The sequence below is a fragment of the Halorientalis sp. genome (assembly GCF_028275115.1).
GTDB lineage: Archaea > Halobacteriota > Halobacteria > Halobacteriales > Haloarculaceae > Halorientalis.
In genome coordinates this window covers 1-20104 of sequence record NZ_JAQCNH010000070.1, presented here as the reverse complement: position 1 = coordinate 20104, position 20104 = coordinate 1, and the positions used below count along the sequence as shown (strand labels likewise).

Here is a 20104-nt window from a genome sequence, read left to right as displayed (position 1 = left end):
ATGCTACGTGTTCAAGAAAAAAATCTCAGGATGGAGAAAACGGGTGAATGCGTCCTGAGGTGGACGGGATTTATGCCCGCCGTGAACGGCGGGATTCTCTCCCTGTATCAAGATAGCTTCCTGCAGTACTGGAAGTTCGAGTTTTGCTTGACTCAGGCGTACTCGTCCGCGTGGAATCCGCCCGAGTGAGTTACTCGTTACCTTTCAGGTCCACGCGGATGTCGACTCTCCCCGGCTGTGCACGAATTAGTCCTGATAATCAATTCGTGACTGACTTACGTCGTTAGGACATGACAATTCTGTATATGAGCCGGCCAGTGAACCGAAGCATCGACGTACTGCACGTCGATGACGAACCCGGACTCGCAGACGTCACCGGGCGCAGACTCAAACTCGAAAACAACGCAATTGAGGTTGATGCGTTTGAGTCTGTGCCGGACGCCATCAACGCGATCGAAGATTCGGAGTCAGACTACGACTGCATTATCTCCGACTATGACATGCCGACGCAAACCGGCTTAGAATTTTTTGAAGCGGTCCAAACGCGGCATCCACAGCTTCCGTTTATTCTTTTTACCGGAAACGGCAGTGAGGAAGTTGCCAGTGAAGCCATCTCGGCCGGGGTTACTGACTACGTACAAAAAGACCCCGGTGGCGACCAGTATGCAGTCCTTGCGAATCGCATCGTAAACGCAGTCACGACGTCACGCACCCAGGCTGCGCTCGAAAATACGGAAAATAGATACCAGCAGCTGCTTGAGCAGATGAGCGTCCCGATCTATGTCTTCGACTCGAACGGGAAAATACTCGAAGCGAACTCTGCCGGTGCGAACCTGGTCAATGCACCGTCGCCGGAGAGCATCATCGGTACGACCCTTAGCGACTACTTCCCTAAAGAAGCCGTTGACAACTCGATTGATCGCATAAATCGCATCCTAAACAACGATGTCGAACTCGACGAAACCAACATTACCGTTCGGTCGACTGACGGTGAGCGCCGTGAAGTGATGGCCGGATCACGAAAGGTCAACTACAACGGACAACCTGCCGTTCAAACAACGGCGTACGACGTCACCGGCGAAAACGAGCACGAACGCTGGCTGCAGAAAATGCTCGACACAACCCGTGAGTTCACGGAATGCAGCACGAAACAACAGGCCGCAGACCTCGCTATTGACGCCATCACTAACGCGTTAGATCTGTCCCTGAGCGCGGTCTGGCTGCACAACTCCAGTACGGGTAATCTCGAGCCAATTGCAAAGAGTAAGCAGGCAGGAGCGACGTTCGACGAAATCCCGACGTTCAGTGACGGGACCAGTCTCGCATGGTCTGTCTTCACGACGGGAGACGCTGTCCTCTACGATGACGTCAAAGACCAGGAGTCCGTGTACGACGAGACTACGCCGGTCGAGACAGAGTTACTGTTGCCACTCGGGGACCAAGGTGTGATGATCGTCGGCTCGACAACAGCCACGACGCTCAGTACTATCGAACGATCTATCGCCGATGTTCTCGCGGCGAATCTGGCAGCAGTGTTCAATCGCATCGACAGAGAAACCCAACAGCAGCGCGAACGGCAGCGGTTCGAGACGCTTTTTCAACAGTCAGTCGATCCGATCTTCGTACACACCAGCACTGGGGGTATCGTCTCGGCTAACGACCGTGCCTGCGAGTTGCTCGACTACTCGCGCGCAGAAATCGAGCGGATGCAGATCCAAGACATCGACGTTCAAAACTCCGGTAGTGAACTCCAGTCACTGTGGCGGAGCATGAATCCGGGTGATATCAAAAATATCGACTCACGACTACAACGTGCCGACGGCGAGTCCGTTCAGGTCGATTCTCAGGTTGGGCGCATCGACCGCGACACCACCGAACAGGCAGAGTTCTTAGTCGCAGCCAGAGACGTATCGACGCTCGAGCAACGCAGCACAGAACGACGAGAAACAGTGCAGTTCCTCGGCGACCTCCACGATATCACCACTAGCACATCGTTGGACTTCGAGGAACAACTGGACCGCGTCTTGGAACTGGGCTGCCAGTATCTCGATATGCCTGTCGGTGTCATTACCGACCTCGTCCCTCGCGACGCGCCACCGAACGAACAAACACAGATCGTGCGCAACTCACACGGCCCGGTTGAACCGGTCTCTGAGGGCGACCCGTGTCCGATCACCGGCGGTGAGCGCGGTGATATCATCAACTCGAACGAGTTGGCGACAGTAACCAACGCAACTGAATCGGAATTCGGCGGGACGAAGGCCTACGATATGCTCGGGTTCAAAAGTTACATTGGACACAACACCACACTGAATCAAGACGTCCAGGGGAAACTGTGCTTCATCGACCAACAGTCGTACCCCTCGGGGTTCACTGATTTACATCGCATGAGTGTGCGGCTAATGAGTCAGTGGGTCAGTTACGAACTCGAGCGTCAGCACAACAGAACCAATCTCGAAGAGCAGCGAGATCGGCTCGAGAACTTCGCTGGCATCGTGTCTCACGACCTCCGAAACCCACTGAACGTGGCTACGGGCGCAGTTGAACTCGCGCAAAACGGCGATACCGCTGCACTCGAAAACGCCGAGTACGCGCACGACCGCATGCAATCACTCATCGACGATCTACTCAAACTAGCTCGGGGTGACGAGGACGCCACCAGTGCCGAGATGGTTGACTTACGAGAAACGTTCGACCAGGCCTGGAAAACCGTCAACACAAAAAACGCCGAGTTCGACGCAACTCTCACCACCTCGACAGTCGGTGACGAGAGCCGTGTCCAACAGCTGTTCGAGAATCTGATCAGAAACGCTGTCGAACACGGCGGCGACGATGTCACTGTCACAGTCGGTCACCTACCGGATAGAGACGGATTCTACGTTGCTGATGACGGCCCCGGCATCTCCGAGGGCACAGATACCGACGTGTTCGACGCTGGATTCACCACAGCAACGACCGGGACAGGTATCGGCCTCAAGATTGTCGAAGACATCACCAACCAACACGAATGGAACGTAACCGTGACCGAAAGCGAAGATGGTGGTGCACGGTTTGAATTCACCGGACTCAGCCAACTCGCTGAACAGACTGCGTGAGTCCACGACCGGGGGTATCGGCCGGCTGGACTACCTGCGGAGGAGGCCGATGCTACTGAACCAATCTAAGCCTGGCAGCCAGCCGACGCTACAGCGCAATCGAACGGTCTCGTACGATCGATACACCAGTTCACGATGTCAGCCCCGCCACGGTGCAAACCGCGGTCCCACGGCGGGTGTACAACACCACGTCTGGCGGCACGAAAGTTCAGGGAAATTGTGGCAGGCCAACGACGGTCGATTTGTGGGGACGTTTCCCCCCGCCAGTGTCGACGAACGTCGCTGGGTGGCGACGATGTGAGACTGCGCCTCGACGAGTGGTAATTCGATTCAGCCGGCACCACTGCTGATGCGTGCGTTTCCGAGAGCCGCCGCTCCGATATCGACGCGACCGGATGGATTGCTGTGTCGACCCAACCGCCGGATATCAGTCTCGCGTGGGACGAGGGGGAGACCGAACCTCGCGTTCGCTGCCACCGCGTGGCAGTTGAACGGTTACGACCGTTCCGGAGTCGTCGGCGTCGAACGAGAGCGTACCGCCGAGTCGGGTGACGATCCACTGTACCATCCAGATGCCCAGCCCCCGCCCGTGACGGAGCTGTGACTGTTCGACGGAGTCGAGCACTGCGTACTCCTGCTCGGGGATGCCCGGTCCCTCGTCTTCGATCGCGAGCACGGCGTTGTCAGCGGATTTCTCTGCTGAGATACGAACGGACGGCGCATCCACCTCGGCGTGTTTCATCCCATTGGTGACGAGTTCGGCCACCACAGTCCGGAGGGCCTCACGACTCGTATACAGCGTTACCGGCTCCGCGTCGACGGTCACGGTCCCCTCGAAATCGTCTGCGACCCGCGTTCCTACCTGCTGGGCGAGTTCTCCTAGCTCGATTTGTTCCCGGTCGATACTCTCCTGAGAGAGGAGTCTGTCGATCTCGGTGACGGTCTCGCTCACCGTTGCGAACTCTCTGGCGGAGTTTGCGATTTGCGTACCACGCTCCGGCTGGTCAGCGAGCAGTTCCGCGTGGGCACGGATGACGTCTACTTTGTTGTGGAGGTTGTGACGCAGGAGCCTCGTGAGGACGTTCCGCCGTTGCTGGTTGCTCCGTCGCGCTGTCACGTCACGGAAGATGTAGATGTCCCCGGTCTGGTTCCCGTTCCGTTCCGTCATCGGGCTGTGTGTCACCTCGAACCATCGGCGTCCGATTTCGGTCGTCAGCTCACGGTCGACGGGCGTATCGCGGAGTTCGTCGGCTCCGACCCCGACGAGCGACTCGAAATCGCGTCCGAAGGTGTCCTGCGCCTGTGTCTCAGCGAAAATCTGCCTCGCGGTTTCGTTCGTATACATAACACCGCCACGTGTGTCGGTTACGAGCACGGCTTCCGAAACCTCTTCGAGCACCACACCGCGGCCCAACCGTGCCTGTTTCGCGGTGTCTTCGGCGGCTTCGGTGAACACGCTCGCCGCCAGCGGCACTCCGGAGCCGACGGCGGCGGCCAAGATGAGGTTCTGGACGACACTGTCTTGCAGGGGTGTGAGTGACGCGACGAATCCGATCATAATCAGACTACTACCGCTGATTGGAAGGAGAACGCCTTGCCACAGAGGGACCAACCTGCGGTTGAGTGTCGCCTGTGAGAGTAGAAAGGTTCCCACGACGCTCCCGTACACTGCTGAGATACTCATGATGGCCGCCGAGGCGTACTGGACCACCGGGACCGATAGTTGCGCCCCGAACACGATACCGACAGCCGCCCCGGTGGCAATAAAACGTCGCCTGCGCGTGAGTTCCGGACCACGACCGGTGTGCTCGACTGCGAACCACAGCCAGGCTATCGACGCCCCGAACAGAGCGACTCTCACACCGCTGAACAGCGTCTCGATACCGGCGACCTGGAGACGGACAGCCATGTCGAGGACGGCGACCACGGCGAGCCATCCGGCAGTGATACCGAGCCCGGTCGTCCCAAGTTCCGGTCGACGGGCGACGGCCGTGGTTCCAGCTGTGACAAGGGTCACGGCGAGCAGGACATCGGCGACGACGAGCGGTTCGGTCATCGCTCGCTCTCGGGGTGGGTCTTGCGTGCGGGGAGCGCCAACTGCAAATGCTCCCACGGTGTCCCGTCGACACCCACGCTCCCACCGGCATCGATGGTAATCAACGAGAGCAGTTTCGCTGCGGGATGCTCCGCGGTGGGTTCTGACACCGGATCGGCGTCCTCGCCGTGGGATTCCATTCGCACATCGACGTATACGACTCCGTCGTACCCGTGACCGTCGGCTGTCATGACGGGCAGTCCCGAATCCTGCTGGCGGTTCGATCCCCCTCCATCGGACCGGGTTCTCGGCTCGGTGCCAGCGACCGCTCCGCCGGTTGTGCCTCGCCCTCCGGTGGCAGCCTCGAACGAGATGGTCACCGAGCGGTTCCGGATCGTGACAGCGTCGAAAACGGCCGCGAACCCCGCAATCAGGAGCGGCTGCGGGACGGCGACGGTGTACGACGCCCTCGTCGCTTGGATACTGTACCTCTCTGTCTGTATCGAACTGCGCGTCGCGGCGGTCCGAATGCCCGTCAGGAGGACAGTGGATGCCTCCGACGACGTCTCGGCGAGTGCCTGTTCCATCTCTCTCGCACGGTTCCCGACTGCGAGAAGGAGGTCGCTACGCGTCCGGACCCGTTCACTTACGACCTCGGGGTCGACGGGCGTCACTCCGGGCGCGTCACGGCCGTCCTGCCGCTCGACCGACGAGACGAGCCTCGCGATTTCCTCGAACTGGACGCCGACCACTTCCGAGAGGAGGTCGGTCAGCATACGCGTTTGTCGCTCACGAAGTCGCTGGTCGGTCGCGTCTCTGAACAACAGCACCGTACCGAGGGGAGCGTCGTCGGTGTCGCCGATGGCCTCTGGAGCGACGGTTAGGACCTCGTCGCCCAACCGGAACAGTCGTCGTTCTCCGTGTGCCATCTTCACATCGTCGAGGACATCCCGGACGGGGCGTCCGACGACTCCCGCGTGCTCGCAGTCGAAGGTGTCTTCGGCCGCCGTGTTGAGATCGACCACCCTGTCCCTGCGGTCGGTCGCAACGACCGGCGCTGACAACTCATCGACGATGTGACGCTGGACGACCGATCGGGCAACCGGGAGCCGTTCGAACGGTCGGTACCAGCGAAGCGCTAGAAAAAACCCGCCGCTGGCGAGGACCAGGATGGCCGGAAAGACCCATTCCGAGTGGGTCGCTACCGACGATACGACCGGGGCTAAAGCCAGCACGAGAAGCGACCCGGCCGGGAGGAGTCCCTGTCCGTACGGTACGGCTTCTCGAGAGATTGCCGTCCAGAGGAGAATGGCAGCGGCGATAGCGTACAGCGGAGTGAGCACGCCAGAGACCAGTCCGATCACGCGCTGGACGAGAAGACCAGCCTGCGATGTCGCCTCCAGCCCCAGTTCGAACGGGAGGAAACTCACTATCAGCAGTGCGGTGGGGAGCGATATCAACAGGGCTCGAACCGACCGCGTGAGCCACTGGCCGCGCCCGGTAAACCTGATAGCGAACAGGAACGCGAAAACGGCGACGAACCCGGAGACGTTGTACAACGTCACGATCCAGAGTCGCTGATACCGTGCCGGGTAAACGAACATAATCAAGAACGCGATGCCACCGAGCGTGAGCAAACCCCCAACAGTAGTTAGCGCTCTGGCTCCGGGCCTGCCTCGCCGGTTCCACGCCGATCGGGTGAGGGCGGCCGCGACCACGACGGCCGCAGCGCCAAGCAGTGAGTGAGACAGAGAAACCCCGGAGAGAGACATGCAGCTACCGGTTAATTATGAGAGGACGCGAATATAATTTTGGACGCATTGTCGACGACCGGGTGTCGGCCGCAAGTGACTTTCTCACCCGCCGTGAACGGCGGGGCTTCCTACAAGGTCGGTCGCTGTTTCTGAGGTTTCGGAACCAAACGCCGAGAGGGTCGTCTGTCGGGGTTTCCGACTCGCCTCTCGGTGTCGTTCGGAAGACGCACCGCGTCTTCTGTGATGACGAGACGGCTCCGCCGTCTCGAACCATTCCGTGGTGCAGTCACAAGCACTCCCGTCCCGTGGCGAGTCATTGCCTGCTGATTTCCAAGGCAGACTCTCTCCCCACGGGTCTACAGAGAAACAGGCCAGTGCCTCGGGGCTTGACCCCGAGGTACTTCACGGATAAGTTGATGCCATCTCGGTCGAAACCTACTGCACGAATGCGAGTTGTGGGTGGAAAAAGAATATAATGGCAGCTAAACAGAGTGCAAACTACACAGAGTGAGCGGGCGCCGTCGAACTGAAAATAGGCTCTGGAGCGGGTCGGTGACCAACACGGTTGGAAGAACTAGCACACGTGTGGCCGGCAGCTCGAAATATATGACCGCCACGCTCGAAATCACACAGCCAAACTGACACTGAACACGCTGCTCGCCGGACCGCGCTCACCTAACAATGATACAAGCGAAATCGCGTGACACATGTCAACCGGAGGTACTGACGAATGAGCACACGTAGTGGGCCGCTCGCTCCGACGCGGTCGGCCACCCTGGCTCAGCGCCTGCGTCCGGTCCTGGAGACCCTGTTCGATTGGCTCACGCTTGAGCCGATCTGGCGGGCCTACCGTCGTGCGGGAACGAGGGGCGCCGCCGCGGTGGCCCTCGGGCTCTGGTTCATCTGGCTGGTGCTCGTGTCCGTGCCGTTGGCCATCATCGGCGGGTTGCTCGAGTTGGCCGGTGTCGTCCAGAGTGCCAGCGATGCCATCGCGACACCGGTGCTGTTGCTGGCGACTGCGATTACACTGTACGGCGCATACAACGCCTACCGATTCATCGACGACCGGAGGACGGTGTACGAGTACCACCAGAATCTCGATTTAGAGAAAGCCGGCAACTGTTTCGATTATCTGGATTCGGGGGATGCCGTCACCCGCGGGATTGCTTCGGCGGCCATCGCCGATGCGATGGACCAGAGCGACGCCGCAGACCCAGTGCTAAATCAGGCCGGGTTGGACAAGGAAGAGGCTGCGTTCAGACTGGTCGATCTGTTCCACGACGACGACGATGACGTACGGCGCAACGCCAGTGAGGCGGTCGCGTACTTATCACGCGACTACCCGCTGACTATCGCCCCGTACCGCGACGACGTCTTTGCTGCAATGACCTACCCCGACTCGGTGATCCAGACGAACGCGGCCATCGTCGGGGGAAACATGGCCGCCAGTGAGCCCCGACTGTCCGATGAGGTCGTCGACAATCTTGCGCCGCTCGTCGCCGATAAAAACCCAGCGGTCCGGCAGGGAATGGCGATGGCACTGGGGCTAATACACACGGACCGGGCCCGGAAGCTCTTAGAACAGCTCACTAACGACTCCAACGCCGACGTTCGCGACATGGCGACCAAGGCCCGCGAACAGCAGGAGCAGGGACGCCCCCTCGATGTCGATGTCGAATCCGCATGAGACCGATGTTCGAACGCCACACACGACCACACAATCGGTTGCTTCGTGAGATAAATAGTTCCGCCACCACTCGACCTGACTATGGATGAGCGTATCGCCCGGTTGGCCGCCGTCGAGAGCGACACCGGTCGGGGTCGTGTCACCGATACCCTCATTTACCTCGTCAAAGAGGCCCGCGACCAGGTCGGCGTCGTTGGAATCGTCGGGTCAGTTGTACTGCTGTATGTCGGCTCGTACTTTCTGCTGACAGCCGTGTTCGGCGCAGCTAGCAGCGTCATCGGCGGGACGGTGGGATTTCTCGCCGGACTGGCCGCACTGGCGTACACGAGCTGGGTCGGGTTCACCGCCTACGAGGAATCGACTGACCGAGAGCAGGCCCGAATCATCCGGTCCCGGCCATCGATCGACACAATCGAGGAGTCGTTCGACCTGCTGACGAGTCCGGACCCGGAGGCCCGTGAGCACGCGGCCGAATGCGTCCAGGGGGTCACCGCCCTCGGGCCACAGAAGGTGGTCTCGATACTGGGCGCCTCCGCAGAGGACGTGGTGTCGTACCTGATTCCGCGGCTGGATTCGGAGCAAGAGGCCGTCCGGGCGAACATCGCCAGCGCCATCGCGTTCTTCGCTCGCGACTACCCGGCAGCGGTTGTCCCGCACCGGGAGACACTGCTGTCGCGGGTCACTGCCGACGACATCAGTCCGGAGGTCCGGGGTGAACTCGCGATGACCGTGGGGTACCTTTCACTGACTCGCGGCAGCGAAACCGAGACACTCGAGACGGTCGGATTCGAGCTCGCGGACCACTCGAATTCTCGGGTGCGAATCGGCGCCTGCTACATGCTGGCCGGCGCCCAGACCGACCGAGCCCGGGAACGAATCCGCCACATAGCCGAGAACGACCCTGATACCGAGGTACGCAACCATGCCGAGGAGCTGTACTGAACACACGCAGCACTCCGGGAGGGCCGGGGAGGTGAGGAGATGAGCGCCGCCGGGGAGTTCTCGTCGCCGAACGTCGAGGCAAAGGACTACTACGAGCGACTCGGGGTGCCCGAGGATGCCAGTGCCGAGGAGATCGCCAATCACACGAAAAAATACGTGGCGAAGCTCAAGCCGGAGTTGTCGGACCACGACAACGCCGACGAACGGTGGGACCGGTTCAACAACGCTCGCCAAACGCTCAACGAGGCCGAGATCAAAGCGGAGTACGACACGTTCCGTGAGCGCTTCGGGCCACAGGATGGGGCCGAGGCATACGAGGCCTGGGAGGCCCGTGACAGGCCCGGGGACCCAGCGACACTCGACCCCGCCCGCCAGCTTGACCGCCCGTCGATCGGTAAAGAGGACAGTACCGCTTCCGACGAGCAGACGGCCGAGAGACAGACGGCGAACAGACAGACCGATGGCCGCCAGCAGCGTCGCTCCCGGGAGCACACCCAGCGGACATCCGATGCAGAGCGCCAGCGCCGACGCAGGGAGCGCCAGCGGCGTCGTCGCGAAGCCGACATCGACCTCGACTCCTCGAAGGCTTACTCGACCCGTAACGTCGACAGGGACGACGAGGACGACGAGGAGGTCACCGAGGAGACGGCCGGTCAGTCGACTGCACGGCAGGTCCTCAGCCACCTCAGGGAGTCTGGACGGGTCGCGACACGCGAGGTCGCGACCGCCCTCGGGATGCTGGAACTGGTGGTCGTCGGCTACGCCATCTACGCCCTCGTCGTCCAGTTCGGCGCGGCCAGGGTGGCTGACGCGGCCGGAACCGTCATCGCACAAAACATCGCGACCGTCGGCGTGGTTCTCGGTGTCGGGTTCGTCATCGTCAGCCGATATCTTCAGCGGTTCGGGGCCGACCCGGCCAATCCGGACGGCCGCCCGTCGCCAGGGCGGCAACTCATCCGCGACAGCGACACTCCGAGGTGGTTCGTGTACGGCCCGGCAGTCGCTGGGGTGCTGTTCGCCGGTCTGCTCCCGCTCGGCGGGGGTGGTACGACGCTGTTGTTCGTCGGGTTGGCGATGCTGTTCACGTACGGACGGTACCGGGTGGTGGCCGAACTGGTGCCCACGCCGGACTGGAGCGATTCCGTCGACGTCGCCGGTGGAGTCGGCGCTGCGGTGCTGTTCATCGTCATATTCGTGTTGTCGACGCCCGACGCAGGGATTGTGGCCAGTGTCGCGACTGCCGGGCCGGCGGTCGCCCTTGCCGTAGTCGCACTCACGACCGCCGTCGTTGTCATCCCGTCGGTCGCTCTCTGGCTTGGCGACCGAGAGGAGGCCAATGCCGCTTGAGAGCCTACCTACCGAGAGGAGCCGCCGACCCCTGTGGCACAACAGTTAATCTCATCAACACAATACGAAGTAACAAATGTCGGACCGGAAATCGTCACGGACGAAACGTGAGGTGGGATCAACAGTCACAGAAGAAATACGAGAACGGGTCGTCCAAGACCAGGGAAGCCAGCCGTTCAGCAACCCAATAACGCAATTCGTCGTGTTGTCGATGTTGCTGGTCGTGGTGCTGGCGATCCCGCTGTCGACCCCCACGCTCATCGGCACGGCCTTCGACTCGTTCTACAGCATCGACCCGGTCCTCGGGAGTTTGGCGACGCTGGCGACGATCGGCGGCGTTACCCTTATGTCCGTGGTAGCGGTGGGCGGCCGACTCGGGTACAATTGCAGCTATCGCGGGGTGCTTCACCGGACGTTCGACCCGACCGACAGTATGCTCCCGGCAGCGGGTGTCTTCGCGGCACTCGGGACGGACCTCGAGTCGTTACCGGCGGCCGGGGGCAGACTGGCCACGCCCACCACAGACGACGACGCGCTCTTGCTGCCGCTGTCGGCTCCGTATCGCGACGAGATGCGCGACGTGGACGTTCCCTCTCGGAGGGGCGAGTGGGCGCCGCTGGGACGGAATCACTCGACGATGGCCCTGGGCGAAGTCGGTGCCGGCAAGGCAACTACAGTCGCCTTTCTACTGTGCCAGATGGACACCAGTCCCGACGAACCGGTCGTTGTTTTCGACGACGAGGGTGAATTCGACGAAGGGGTAGCAGACGCCACCGTCGCCGGGGCGACACAGGAGACTCTCGTGGGGCCAGGGGACGGCGAGTCCCCGAGTGTATTCAGCAGGCGGTCGGCTCCACTGTCGTCGAGCACGAACAGGAAGCACCAGGGTTCGGTCAGCGCAGCAGTAAATCGGAGGCACAGGACTACCGTTCGGACCGCGCCATCCGTCAGTTCCAGACCGGTGAGGCAATCCGTCGGTCGCCGGGCGGACTCGCTTACGGCCGGACCAAGCCCTACGAGCACCTCGCCGACCGCGAGAAGGCCGGACACACCGGTGACTGACCACCGTACGACAGACGCTCACCGTGGGCCGGCACACCGACACCGGACTGCACACCATCATCATCAACACCAATGACATCGGGCACCAACGACACAGACGACGACGGACCGAACGACAATCAATCGGACCGCGCTCCGGAGGACCAACCTGTCGGCGACCGAACCGATCGCGCCGAGGCTGATACAGAGGGCACTCTGGACGACACCAACGGGTCTCCAGAGGCTGAGACTGCGCCCGCAGAACAGTCGGACTCGGCCGAGGACCACCCGAACAGTACGACCGAGGAGGCGGCCGCCGAGGCGGACACGACGGAGGGCGCGAGAGAGCCCGAGACGGCTGAGGAGCCGGTCGCCGAGGCCGACGCCGACAGCACGACTCAGGCTGAACCCGCAGACACCGACTCTGAGCCCGAGTCCAGCGCCGACTCCGAAGTCACAGCGGTCGACGGTCAAGACACCGAGAGTGGGTCGGGCGAAGAGACTGGCGCGAGTGACGACGAGACCCCCTCGAATGAGGCTGTCGAGGCCGCCGACTCCGGGTCTGACACGACCGACGGCGAGGAGCCGAACGATGCCGATGGTGGCGGTGACGACACAGTGGCCGGTCGCGACCCGGCCGATCTGACGCCGGATGAAGTGGAGGTTGCCCGACCCGACGAGTTCGAGTTCCGGTACCTCCCGAAGGAACGCCTCCCGCCGGACCTCCAGTACACCCCGGAGTTCGACCCTAACTGGGTGTACCCATCCGGAACGAAAGACGGTGGCACCCAGGACGACGTCCCCGTCCAGGGGCTCGAGATCGGCGTATTGGCGACCGAAGGCACCCTCGAGACGGTCGTTGAGACCGTGCTCGAGGCGCTCGAGCTGTATCACGACGCTGTCGGGGAGTATCCACGCCACCGTATCGTCGACTCCGCGGCCACGTTCCGTGACTTGACCGGTGGGAGCGTCGGACTTGCAGTCGTCTTCCAGCCCCGGCCGGACAATTACGACGACCTCACTGACCACATGACCGCGCTGACGGCGGGTGATTCCGAGGCCATCGACGGCAACCACAACCGGGCCCACCGGCTTGTACAGTACCTCGTCGGGTCGCTCACACACCGCGAACTGGCGGCGCTGCCGGCCGCGGAGGATGTGGAACTGCGGACTGTCACCGACTGGGAGTCACCCCGGCGGGTCGGCACCACCCCCATCGTCGAGCGATACGGCCCGTTGGCTGCCGAGGAGGTGTACGACCCGACCGCTGGGCCGGTCGATATCTCCAGCGATGGAGTTGCTAGCGTGACACAGACCGATATTTCACCGACGTATCTCGACATCGACCGTGTGGACGAACTGTTCTGATCCGCCCGGTCGGAACTCGCCACCCGGGCGACCACCGAGGGCCTCAGCCTCGACAGAGAGTGCATCGAGGGCACGTTCTGCCCGAACTCAGCCGATCATCAGGAGACGTAGACTGACTCGTCGCCCAGGCAGAGCTGGTCGGGGCCGCAGCCCGGAATTGACCCGCTACGGAGGTCGGGACGACCTCAGCAACTCGGCGCGCGCACAGCGGCGCCGAGGTCTGACGACTCAGGCCCGCTGGTGGACAAGCACAACACTACCGAACTCAGCGAGCGCCCGGTGACCAGCGGCCGTTCTGGAACGACGAGCATAACCGGAATGACGAACCCGGTCACGAGCGGATGCCACGAGTCGCTGCGTGGACCTGCCGAGGAGACGCACCGGGGTTCCGTCACTGTAGCTCGTTACTGTTCCCGCTGGCTTCAACCGCTGCGGAGGCCGCGCGCGAAACCGGCCAGAGCTGCACTGTACGGCAGGATGGGTGGTCGTTCCGATGTGACTCAGGCGTTCGGCGGGAGTCGTGCATCGGGGTCGCTGCCCTCCAATGCGGACTCGATCTCCGCGGTGACCTCCACCCCGCTCAACAGGTCCTCGCCATACACCTCTAAAGTGCCGTCGTTGTTGACCGTGAACTCGACGGCAAGCGACCCTTGGCCGGGTTCGCGAGGCTCGATCCCATCCATGATGGCCTGGCCGAGGAACTCGTTGTCAGGGGCCTTGTCTGACTCACCCTGGTACACTTCGATGGCGACGGTCGTCTGGTTCGGGTCCGCGACGCTGTAGCCCTCCTGTCGCTCGGTGGTCGGCAACTGAGTGTCGCGTTCGACGATGGGGTCGAACCGGTCGCCGGGCTGGACCTTCACCCCGATCGACTGTGGGAGAACGTCGATCAGTACCAACCCCGCCTCCTCGGTCGAGTCGCCGCTCGGCAGGGCCGCCTCGTCGGCGTCGTCGTCCAGGACGGCCGCCTGGATGGCCGCCCCCATCGCAACGGCGTGGTCGGGACTAATTTCCTTGGAGGGCTCCATCCCGAAGTAGTCGGTAACCAGTTCTTCGACCTGTGGCATCCGCGTCGACCCCCCGATGAGCAGCACCTTGTCGACGTCCTCGACCGCGTAGTCCGTCCGGTCGAAGATATCGTCCATCGGACCGGTGGTTCGGTCGAGGAGGTCCGCAGTCATGTCCTCGAACTGGGCGCGGGTAACCTCCTCGTCGAGGTTGTACGACTGCTCCGGCAGCACGAACGGTACCGTGAGGTTCACCGACTGCTGTTCGGAGAGCTTGTGTTTGGCCTCCTGGGCTGCCTCGAAGATCCGACCCCGCTGGTCGGCGTACTCGGGGTCGTCGGTGATGTCGACGCCGGTGTCCTCCTCGATGCTCTCGTAGGCGAACTGTACGATCGCCTCGGTCCAGTTCGACCCACCGAGTTCGTTGTCGCCGTCGGTCGCGACCGTCTCGATATAGTTGAACTCGTACTCGGCCTCGACCAGCGTTGCGTCAAACGTGCCCCCACCGAGGTCGTACACGAACACGACCTCGTTGTTCACCTCGCCCAGTTGCTGCTCGCGAAACCCGTAGGCTAGCACCGCTGCGCTGGGCTCGGGCAGCAGTTTCTCCACGCCGAGGCCGGCGAGTTCGCCGGCCTCTCTGGTGGCGGTCCGTTCGCGGTCGGTGAAGTACGCCGGCACGGTGATGACCGCGTTGGTAACGTCGGTGCCTAACCGGTCTTCGGCGTCGCCTACTAGCTTCTGGAGAACGAGTCCGGACACCTCCTGGGGGGTGAACTCCTCGTCCCCCATCATGACGGTGTCGTTGGTCCCCATGAGCTTCTTGACCTCCCGAACAGTCCAGTCGGGCTTCATCATCATGTTGTCGACCGCACTCTCTCCCACCAGTGACTCACCGTCCTCAGTCAGATGCACGACCGAGGGGGTGATGCCCTTGCCATCGCTGTTATCGATGACGGTTGGCTCCCCATCGGTGATGTGCGCCATCGCACTACGCGTCGTCCCGAGGTCTATGCCAATCGTACGCTCGCCGTTTGACATCGTATTAACACACAGCGGCGGCCCAATTAAATCTTGACACCGTACTGACGGCGGTGTTCAGATAAGGACGAATAGTGAGGCGGTGTGTTTTCTGAGTAGTCTATGCCCGAAAACGACCGCCTCAACGGTTGTTTAGAGGAGATCAACGTAGAGTTTGTTGAACGAGAGACGACACCGCGATTTCTGATGAAGCTCGGTATTCAGCTCCATCTTGCTGGGCTCTCGCTTTCGAATACTGTTTCTACTCTTGAAATATTCGGTGTCGAGCGTGCTCGATCCACCGTTCATAACTGGTCCACAAGGCCGATTTACAGCCCGAACCTGGATAATGTCGTACTGACGTTGCCGAACCGCTTATTTTGATTGGCTTCACAACAAATGATATGCCGCCAGCGGACGGCACGACCGTCGGCATCGACTTGGGAACGACCCGGACGGCGGTGGCCCATGTGACGCGGGGCACACCGACGTTGCTTGCCAATGCCGGGGGGTACGAGCTAACGCCCTCTGTCGTACACGTCCCCCGCGACGGGCCAGCGCTCGTCGGCCGTGAAGCCAGCGACCGGCTACTGATGCAGCCCGAGCGGACCATCGCGGAGGTCAAACGCCACATTGGCGAGGAGACCGAGTTGCGCCTCGGCCAGTCGACGTACCGCCCCGAGGAGCTGTCGGCACTGATACTCGAGAAGGTCTTCGACGATGCCACCGACCGGATCGACACGACTGTCGAGAAGGCAGTCATCACCGTACCGGCGTACTTTACCGGCCGCCAACGGACGGCGACCCGCAACGCGGGTGAGATCGCCGGTCTCCACGTCGACCAGTTGCTGCCCGAGCCCAGTGCGGCGGTGCTGGCCTACGGGTACCAACAGCGGAAGCTCGGAGAGGTTGCCGACGAGACGCTGCTGGTGTACGACCTCGGCGGAGGAACGTTCGATGCGACGCTGGTCGAGGCCGAGTACGAGCACAACTACATCGAGACGGTGTTCACCGAGGGGGACAGCGGGCTCGGCGGGCACGACTGGACGGCCGAAGTTGCGGCGTGGGTGGCCGACGAAATCCGTGCCGACACCGGGATCGACGTCACCAGTGAGTCGGCCGACGCCGACCAGCGCAACCGCATCCGGTCGGCTGCTCGTGAGGCCAAGCACGACCTCGTCGACCAGCAAAAAACCGTAGTGAATATCCCGTACGTCGTCCCGGAGGAAAACTACCACTTCGAGCGGACGCTCAATCGGGCGCAGTTCCAAGCGATGACTGAGCACCTGCTCGCGGAAACGCGCAGGACCATCGAGACCGTGTTCAACCAGACGGAGTACACCACCGCCGCCGTCGACACCGTCCTGTTGGTCGGAGGCGCTTCCCGGATGCCACAGGTGGAGGCGATGCTCCGACCGCAGTTTGGGATGACACCTTCTAGAGAGGTCCACCCCGACCACGCCGTCGCGATGGGCGCGGCCGTCCAGGCGGCCGTGCTCGACGACAGCGTGACCGACACCGGGGGGATGCTGTCGAGCACCACGAGCGACAGCGGTGGCCCACCGGGCAGCATTGTCCTCGTGGACGTGCTCCCACAGACGCTGGGGGTCGAACTGGAAAACGGGCAGTTCTCACCGATCATCGAGCAGGGCGTTCAACTGCCGACGACCGTCCGCAAAGAAATCTTCCAGACGGTCGACCCCGACCAGACCGCAGTCGAGTGGCCGATCCGCCAGGGTGAATCGCCACAGGCCGTCGACAGCGACCTCCTAGGGACGGTCTGGATTCGGGACATCCCCCCGCGAGACCCGGACCAGGATAGCCTCGCCATCGAATTCACCATGACCTCTGACGGCACGTTGCAGGTGGAAGTCGAGGACCTCATTACGGGCAGGCTGGTCGACGCGACGGTCGAATCCGGTATTCGACTCTCCGACGACGAAATCACGGAAATAAGCACTGGGCTTCCGGGAGTGGAGTAAGGGCGTCTGTCGAGACGGTGTCTCAGTCCTCCAGTTTCGCGGCAGCGTCCCGCACCAGGCTATCGATAATCTCCGGCGTTGTCGGATGATAGGCGCGGTCGGGAAGCTCCCTGACATCCAACCCCATCTCGATGGCTACCTGCATCGTCTTTGCCATCGGGTCGGCGTGATAGTGCAAACCCTGCCAGCCCAGTACCGTCCCGTCGGTGCCGACGACCAGCCGACCCAGGCCGTCGGCGACGTTTTTCGTCTTGAACACGCCGTCGCTGGACGCCTCTCGGGTCGCGACAACGTGGTCGATACCCGCGTCACGGGCGGATTCGGCGGAGTGGCCGACCCGGGCGTACGGGAGGACGCCGAGACCCGAGAAGACGACGTGATGGTGGACGTTCTCGTACGCTTCGAGCGCCTCGCCGTCGCGGTGGGCGCGGATGTTCGCCGCTGCTGTGAACCCCTGTTCCTTGGCGACGTGGAGAATAGGCTCCTTGCCGTTGACGTCGCCGACGACGAACACGCGCTCGTCGTCGCAGGCCTGCATCGTGTCTTCGACCCAGCCCGACTCCGACTCGAGACTGGTATTCTCGAGGCCCAGGTTGTCGACGGCCGGTTGGCGGCCGGTAAATGCGAACAACTGGTCGGCCTCGATTGTCTGTTCCTCGCCGTCCGCTTCGACGACCATCCGGACGCCGCCGTCGTCGGTCGGCTCAACGCGCTGCTCGTAGGTGTTTGTCCGGATGTCCAGGTCGAACGCGTCGCGGTAGTGTTCGAGCAGTTCGTCGCCGAACGGCGGGTCGGCTTCGTCGAGCGGGCGGGCGTCGTGCTCGATGACTGTGAGGTCCATGCCGCTGGCTTCGGCGAGGTATGGAGCTAACTCCACCCCGACGTAGCCAAAGCCCATGACGATTCCGGAGTCGTCGAACTCGGTCGCGTCGAGAACGTCTGCGCTGGTCTGGACCGGCACGTCTTCGATACCGGGTATCTCCGGGACATTGACCGTCGACCCGGTCGCAATGACTATGTAGTCCGGTTCGAGCGTCCGACCGCCGACGTCCAGACGGCGGTCGTCGACGAACGTGGCGGTGTCGTGGAGGAACTCGACGTCCTCAGCCTCGGTGAGTCCGTCGACGGCCGCTCGTCGATGCGAGGCGAAGTCGCTCGTGTGCTCGTTTTTGCGCTGGACCACCATATCGAGGTCGACATCGGGTAGCGGTCCGTCCAGTCGAGGGTCGTGCCGTGCCGCAAAGCGGTGTTCGGCGGCCGAGAGGACTTCCTTCGATGGCATACACCCGCGGAGAATACAGAGCCCGCCTCCAGGCTCACCGTCGTCGACGAGCGTCAACCTGATACCATCAACATCGGCGAGTCGCTGTGCGACTGCCACACCGGCGCTGCCGTACGCACCGATGACTGCAACGTGTGTGTTCACACTATAATTAAGCCAGCGACGATATTAAGCCTACGGTGAAAATCGCCCCAACCGACCGTGAGCGGACCGACGAGTCGACGGTACAGTGCCCGGGTCGCGGTGGGATTTTCGAGAAGACGAACAGACCGGCTCCTGACATATACGCCGAGAGACACGGACCGATGATTGGCAGTTCAGCCCCCGAGCGGGTCCGAGACTCGTCGGTCAATATCGTCGGTACCGTTTAGACGCATCCGGAGAGAACGGAAGCCGTGCTGCTTGGGCTTGACTCGACGTTTGTCGTGGCGTTCGCGTTCGTCGTCCTCGTTGCCGGTGCGGTCAACGGCCTCGCCGGATTCGGGTTCGCGCTGGTCGGAACGATGGCGCTGGCGACGACTATCGACCCGGCGACAGCTGTCGTGTTCATGATCGCACCCATTATTGCGGTGAATCTCTCGCTCGTTCGGGACCTCTCGACCGACCAGCTTCGGACCTGTGGCCAACGGTTCGCGCCGCTCACCCTCGCGGCACTGGTCGGGACCGTCGTCGGCCTCGTTGTCCTCGACAGCGTTCCGACGCAGCCGCTGAAGATTAGCCTCGGTGTCGTCACGCTCGCTTACGTCACGACCACACAGAACGTCGTCACGGTGCCGGGTCGGGACAGAGTCCGAGAGGGGTGTTTCGTCGAGTCGGCCCCGGCGATGGCCGGCGTCGGTGCGGTATCGGGTTTGCTGTTCGGTGGGACGAACGTCGGCGTCCAACTTATCGCGTACCTGCGCAGCTGTGACCTGCCTCAGGGACTGTTCGTTGGCGTTGTCGCAATGGTCTTCCTCGGCCTGAACGGCGTCCGGGTGGGTGTCGCCGGCCTCCTCGGTCTGTACCCGAGCACTGCTGTTGCGGGTGCATCCGTGGCTGCCGCCGTGCCCGCAGTCGTCGGGGTCGCCGTCGGGAAGCGCCTCAGGAAAACCCTGAACAAGCGCCTACGTCAGGTCGTTGTACTGGGAGTGCTGACGGTCATCGGTGCGCGACTCGTCCTCGCTGGTTTCGGAATTGCCTGACACAAATCGCAGTTGTTCTCGCTCAGTAGCGTGGTCCGTAGTTCACCGTACCGTGCGAACCAGAGCTAACTCCCCATCCTGTCGGTCACACTCCCGACTGAGACGACGAACTGTTCGCGCGTCTCAACCGGGTGGTTTCTCGCAGAACTGTGGGGCCTCGGACGCGACCGGGCTGGGGAGTTCCTCGATGGACACCGCGCCTGAATCGGCGTCGGCGCGCCCCAGCCGAACAGAAAGGCTGGCCGCTGCAGACACGCTTACTTCCGCCGACCGCCTTCGAACCGATATGGTTCAGTACTACTGTTTTTCACACCGTCGGCAGACGACCAGTCCCGGCTACCGGGGCCACTCCGATGCAGACTT

The 20104-nt window shown here is 62.3% G+C and carries 12 protein-coding genes and 1 pseudogene; 9 read left to right on the top strand and 4 right to left on the bottom strand.

Features of this window, described 5'->3' with window-relative positions; genetic code table 11:
• Positions 1-305 precede the first annotated feature (305 nt).
• Positions 306-3095, top strand: coding sequence for a PAS domain S-box protein (locus tag Q0964_RS09710; protein ID WP_299266581.1), 2790 nt, complete (start codon positions 306-308; stop codon positions 3093-3095).
• 427 nt (positions 3096-3522) lie between these two features.
• On the opposite strand, the gene Q0964_RS09705 is transcribed toward Q0964_RS09710, so the two are convergent.
• Entirely contained in the window at positions 3523-5151 is a 1629-nt protein-coding gene (locus Q0964_RS09705; RefSeq protein WP_299266579.1) for an ATP-binding protein, read from the bottom strand.
• A complete protein-coding gene (locus Q0964_RS09700) occupies positions 5148-6902 on the bottom strand; it encodes a histidine kinase N-terminal 7TM domain-containing protein (protein ID WP_299266576.1) in 1755 nt (584 codons plus the stop codon). Before Q0964_RS09700 ends, Q0964_RS09705 begins: the two co-directional genes overlap by 4 nt.
• 712 nt (positions 6903-7614) lie before the next feature.
• Between Q0964_RS09700 and Q0964_RS09695 the strand changes: the two genes are divergently transcribed.
• The 5 genes from Q0964_RS09695 (at position 7615) to Q0964_RS09675 (ending at position 13269) form a co-directional block, all read left to right on the top strand.
• A complete protein-coding gene (locus Q0964_RS09695; RefSeq protein WP_299266573.1) occupies positions 7615-8571 on the top strand; it encodes a HEAT repeat domain-containing protein in 957 nt (318 codons plus the stop codon).
• A gap of 81 nt (positions 8572-8652) precedes the next feature.
• Positions 8653-9513, top strand: coding sequence for a HEAT repeat domain-containing protein (locus Q0964_RS09690; protein WP_299266570.1), 861 nt, complete (start codon positions 8653-8655; stop codon positions 9511-9513).
• Positions 9514-9552: 39 nt separating this feature from the next.
• Positions 9553-10860 (top strand): DnaJ domain-containing protein, encoded by a 1308-nt coding sequence (locus tag Q0964_RS09685; protein WP_299266567.1) that lies wholly within the window; start codon positions 9553-9555, stop codon positions 10858-10860.
• Positions 10861-10972: 112 nt separating this feature from the next.
• The gene (locus Q0964_RS09680) at positions 10973-11998 is read left to right on the top strand and encodes a hypothetical protein (RefSeq protein WP_299266566.1); all 1026 of its coding nucleotides are present in this window, start codon (positions 10973-10975) and stop codon (positions 11996-11998) included.
• Positions 11995-13269 (top strand): ICP22 family protein, encoded by a 1275-nt coding sequence (locus tag Q0964_RS09675; RefSeq protein ID WP_299266564.1) that lies wholly within the window; start codon positions 11995-11997, stop codon positions 13267-13269. The genes Q0964_RS09680 and Q0964_RS09675 overlap by 4 nt, the downstream gene beginning before the upstream one ends.
• Positions 13270-13769: 500 nt before the next feature.
• On the opposite strand, the gene Q0964_RS09670 is transcribed toward Q0964_RS09675, so the two are convergent.
• Positions 13770-15317 carry an Hsp70 family protein gene (locus Q0964_RS09670; protein ID WP_299266562.1) on the bottom strand — a complete coding sequence of 516 codons (1548 nt, stop codon included), beginning with the start codon at positions 15315-15317 and terminating at the stop codon, positions 13770-13772.
• A gap of 102 nt (positions 15318-15419) precedes the next feature.
• On the opposite strand from Q0964_RS09670, the pseudogene Q0964_RS09665 reads away from it, so the two are divergent.
• Positions 15420-15643: pseudogene (locus Q0964_RS09665) on the top strand (IS6 family transposase); the annotation flags it as partial.
• A gap of 57 nt (positions 15644-15700) precedes the next feature.
• Positions 15701-17278 carry an Hsp70 family protein gene (locus Q0964_RS09660; RefSeq protein WP_299266561.1) on the top strand — a complete coding sequence of 526 codons (1578 nt, stop codon included), beginning with the start codon at positions 15701-15703 and terminating at the stop codon, positions 17276-17278.
• A gap of 22 nt (positions 17279-17300) precedes the next feature.
• Here Q0964_RS09660 and Q0964_RS09655 read toward each other — a convergent pair whose 3' ends face one another.
• Complete coding sequence (locus Q0964_RS09655) at positions 17301-18704, bottom strand: dihydrolipoyl dehydrogenase family protein (protein ID WP_299266559.1); 1404 nt, start codon at positions 18702-18704, stop codon at positions 17301-17303.
• A gap of 251 nt (positions 18705-18955) precedes the next feature.
• On the opposite strand from Q0964_RS09655, the gene Q0964_RS09650 reads away from it, so the two are divergent.
• Positions 18956-19741, top strand: coding sequence for a TSUP family transporter (locus tag Q0964_RS09650; RefSeq protein ID WP_299266557.1), 786 nt, complete (start codon positions 18956-18958; stop codon positions 19739-19741).
• The last annotated feature ends 363 nt before the right edge of the window (positions 19742-20104 follow it).

Bases quoted from the DNA above. Each gene is read 5' to 3' on its own strand.
- Q0964_RS09710 (WP_299266581.1), top strand. From the start codon at position 306: ATGAGCCGGCCAGTGAACCGAAGCATCGACGTACTGCACGTCGATGAC.
- Q0964_RS09705 (WP_299266579.1), bottom strand. From the start codon at position 5,151: ATGACCGAACCGCTCGTCGTCGCCGATGTCCTGCTCGCCGTGACCCTT.
- Q0964_RS09700 (WP_299266576.1), bottom strand. From the start codon at position 6,902: ATGTCTCTCTCCGGGGTTTCTCTGTCTCACTCACTGCTTGGCGCTGCG.
- Q0964_RS09695 (WP_299266573.1), top strand. From the start codon at position 7,615: ATGAGCACACGTAGTGGGCCGCTCGCTCCGACGCGGTCGGCCACCCTG.
- Q0964_RS09690 (WP_299266570.1), top strand. From the start codon at position 8,653: ATGGATGAGCGTATCGCCCGGTTGGCCGCCGTCGAGAGCGACACCGGT.
- Q0964_RS09685 (WP_299266567.1), top strand. From the start codon at position 9,553: ATGAGCGCCGCCGGGGAGTTCTCGTCGCCGAACGTCGAGGCAAAGGAC.
- Q0964_RS09675 (WP_299266564.1), top strand. From the start codon at position 11,995: ATGACATCGGGCACCAACGACACAGACGACGACGGACCGAACGACAAT.
- Q0964_RS09670 (WP_299266562.1), bottom strand. From the start codon at position 15,317: ATGTCAAACGGCGAGCGTACGATTGGCATAGACCTCGGGACGACGCGT.
- Q0964_RS09660 (WP_299266561.1), top strand. From the start codon at position 15,701: ATGCCGCCAGCGGACGGCACGACCGTCGGCATCGACTTGGGAACGACC.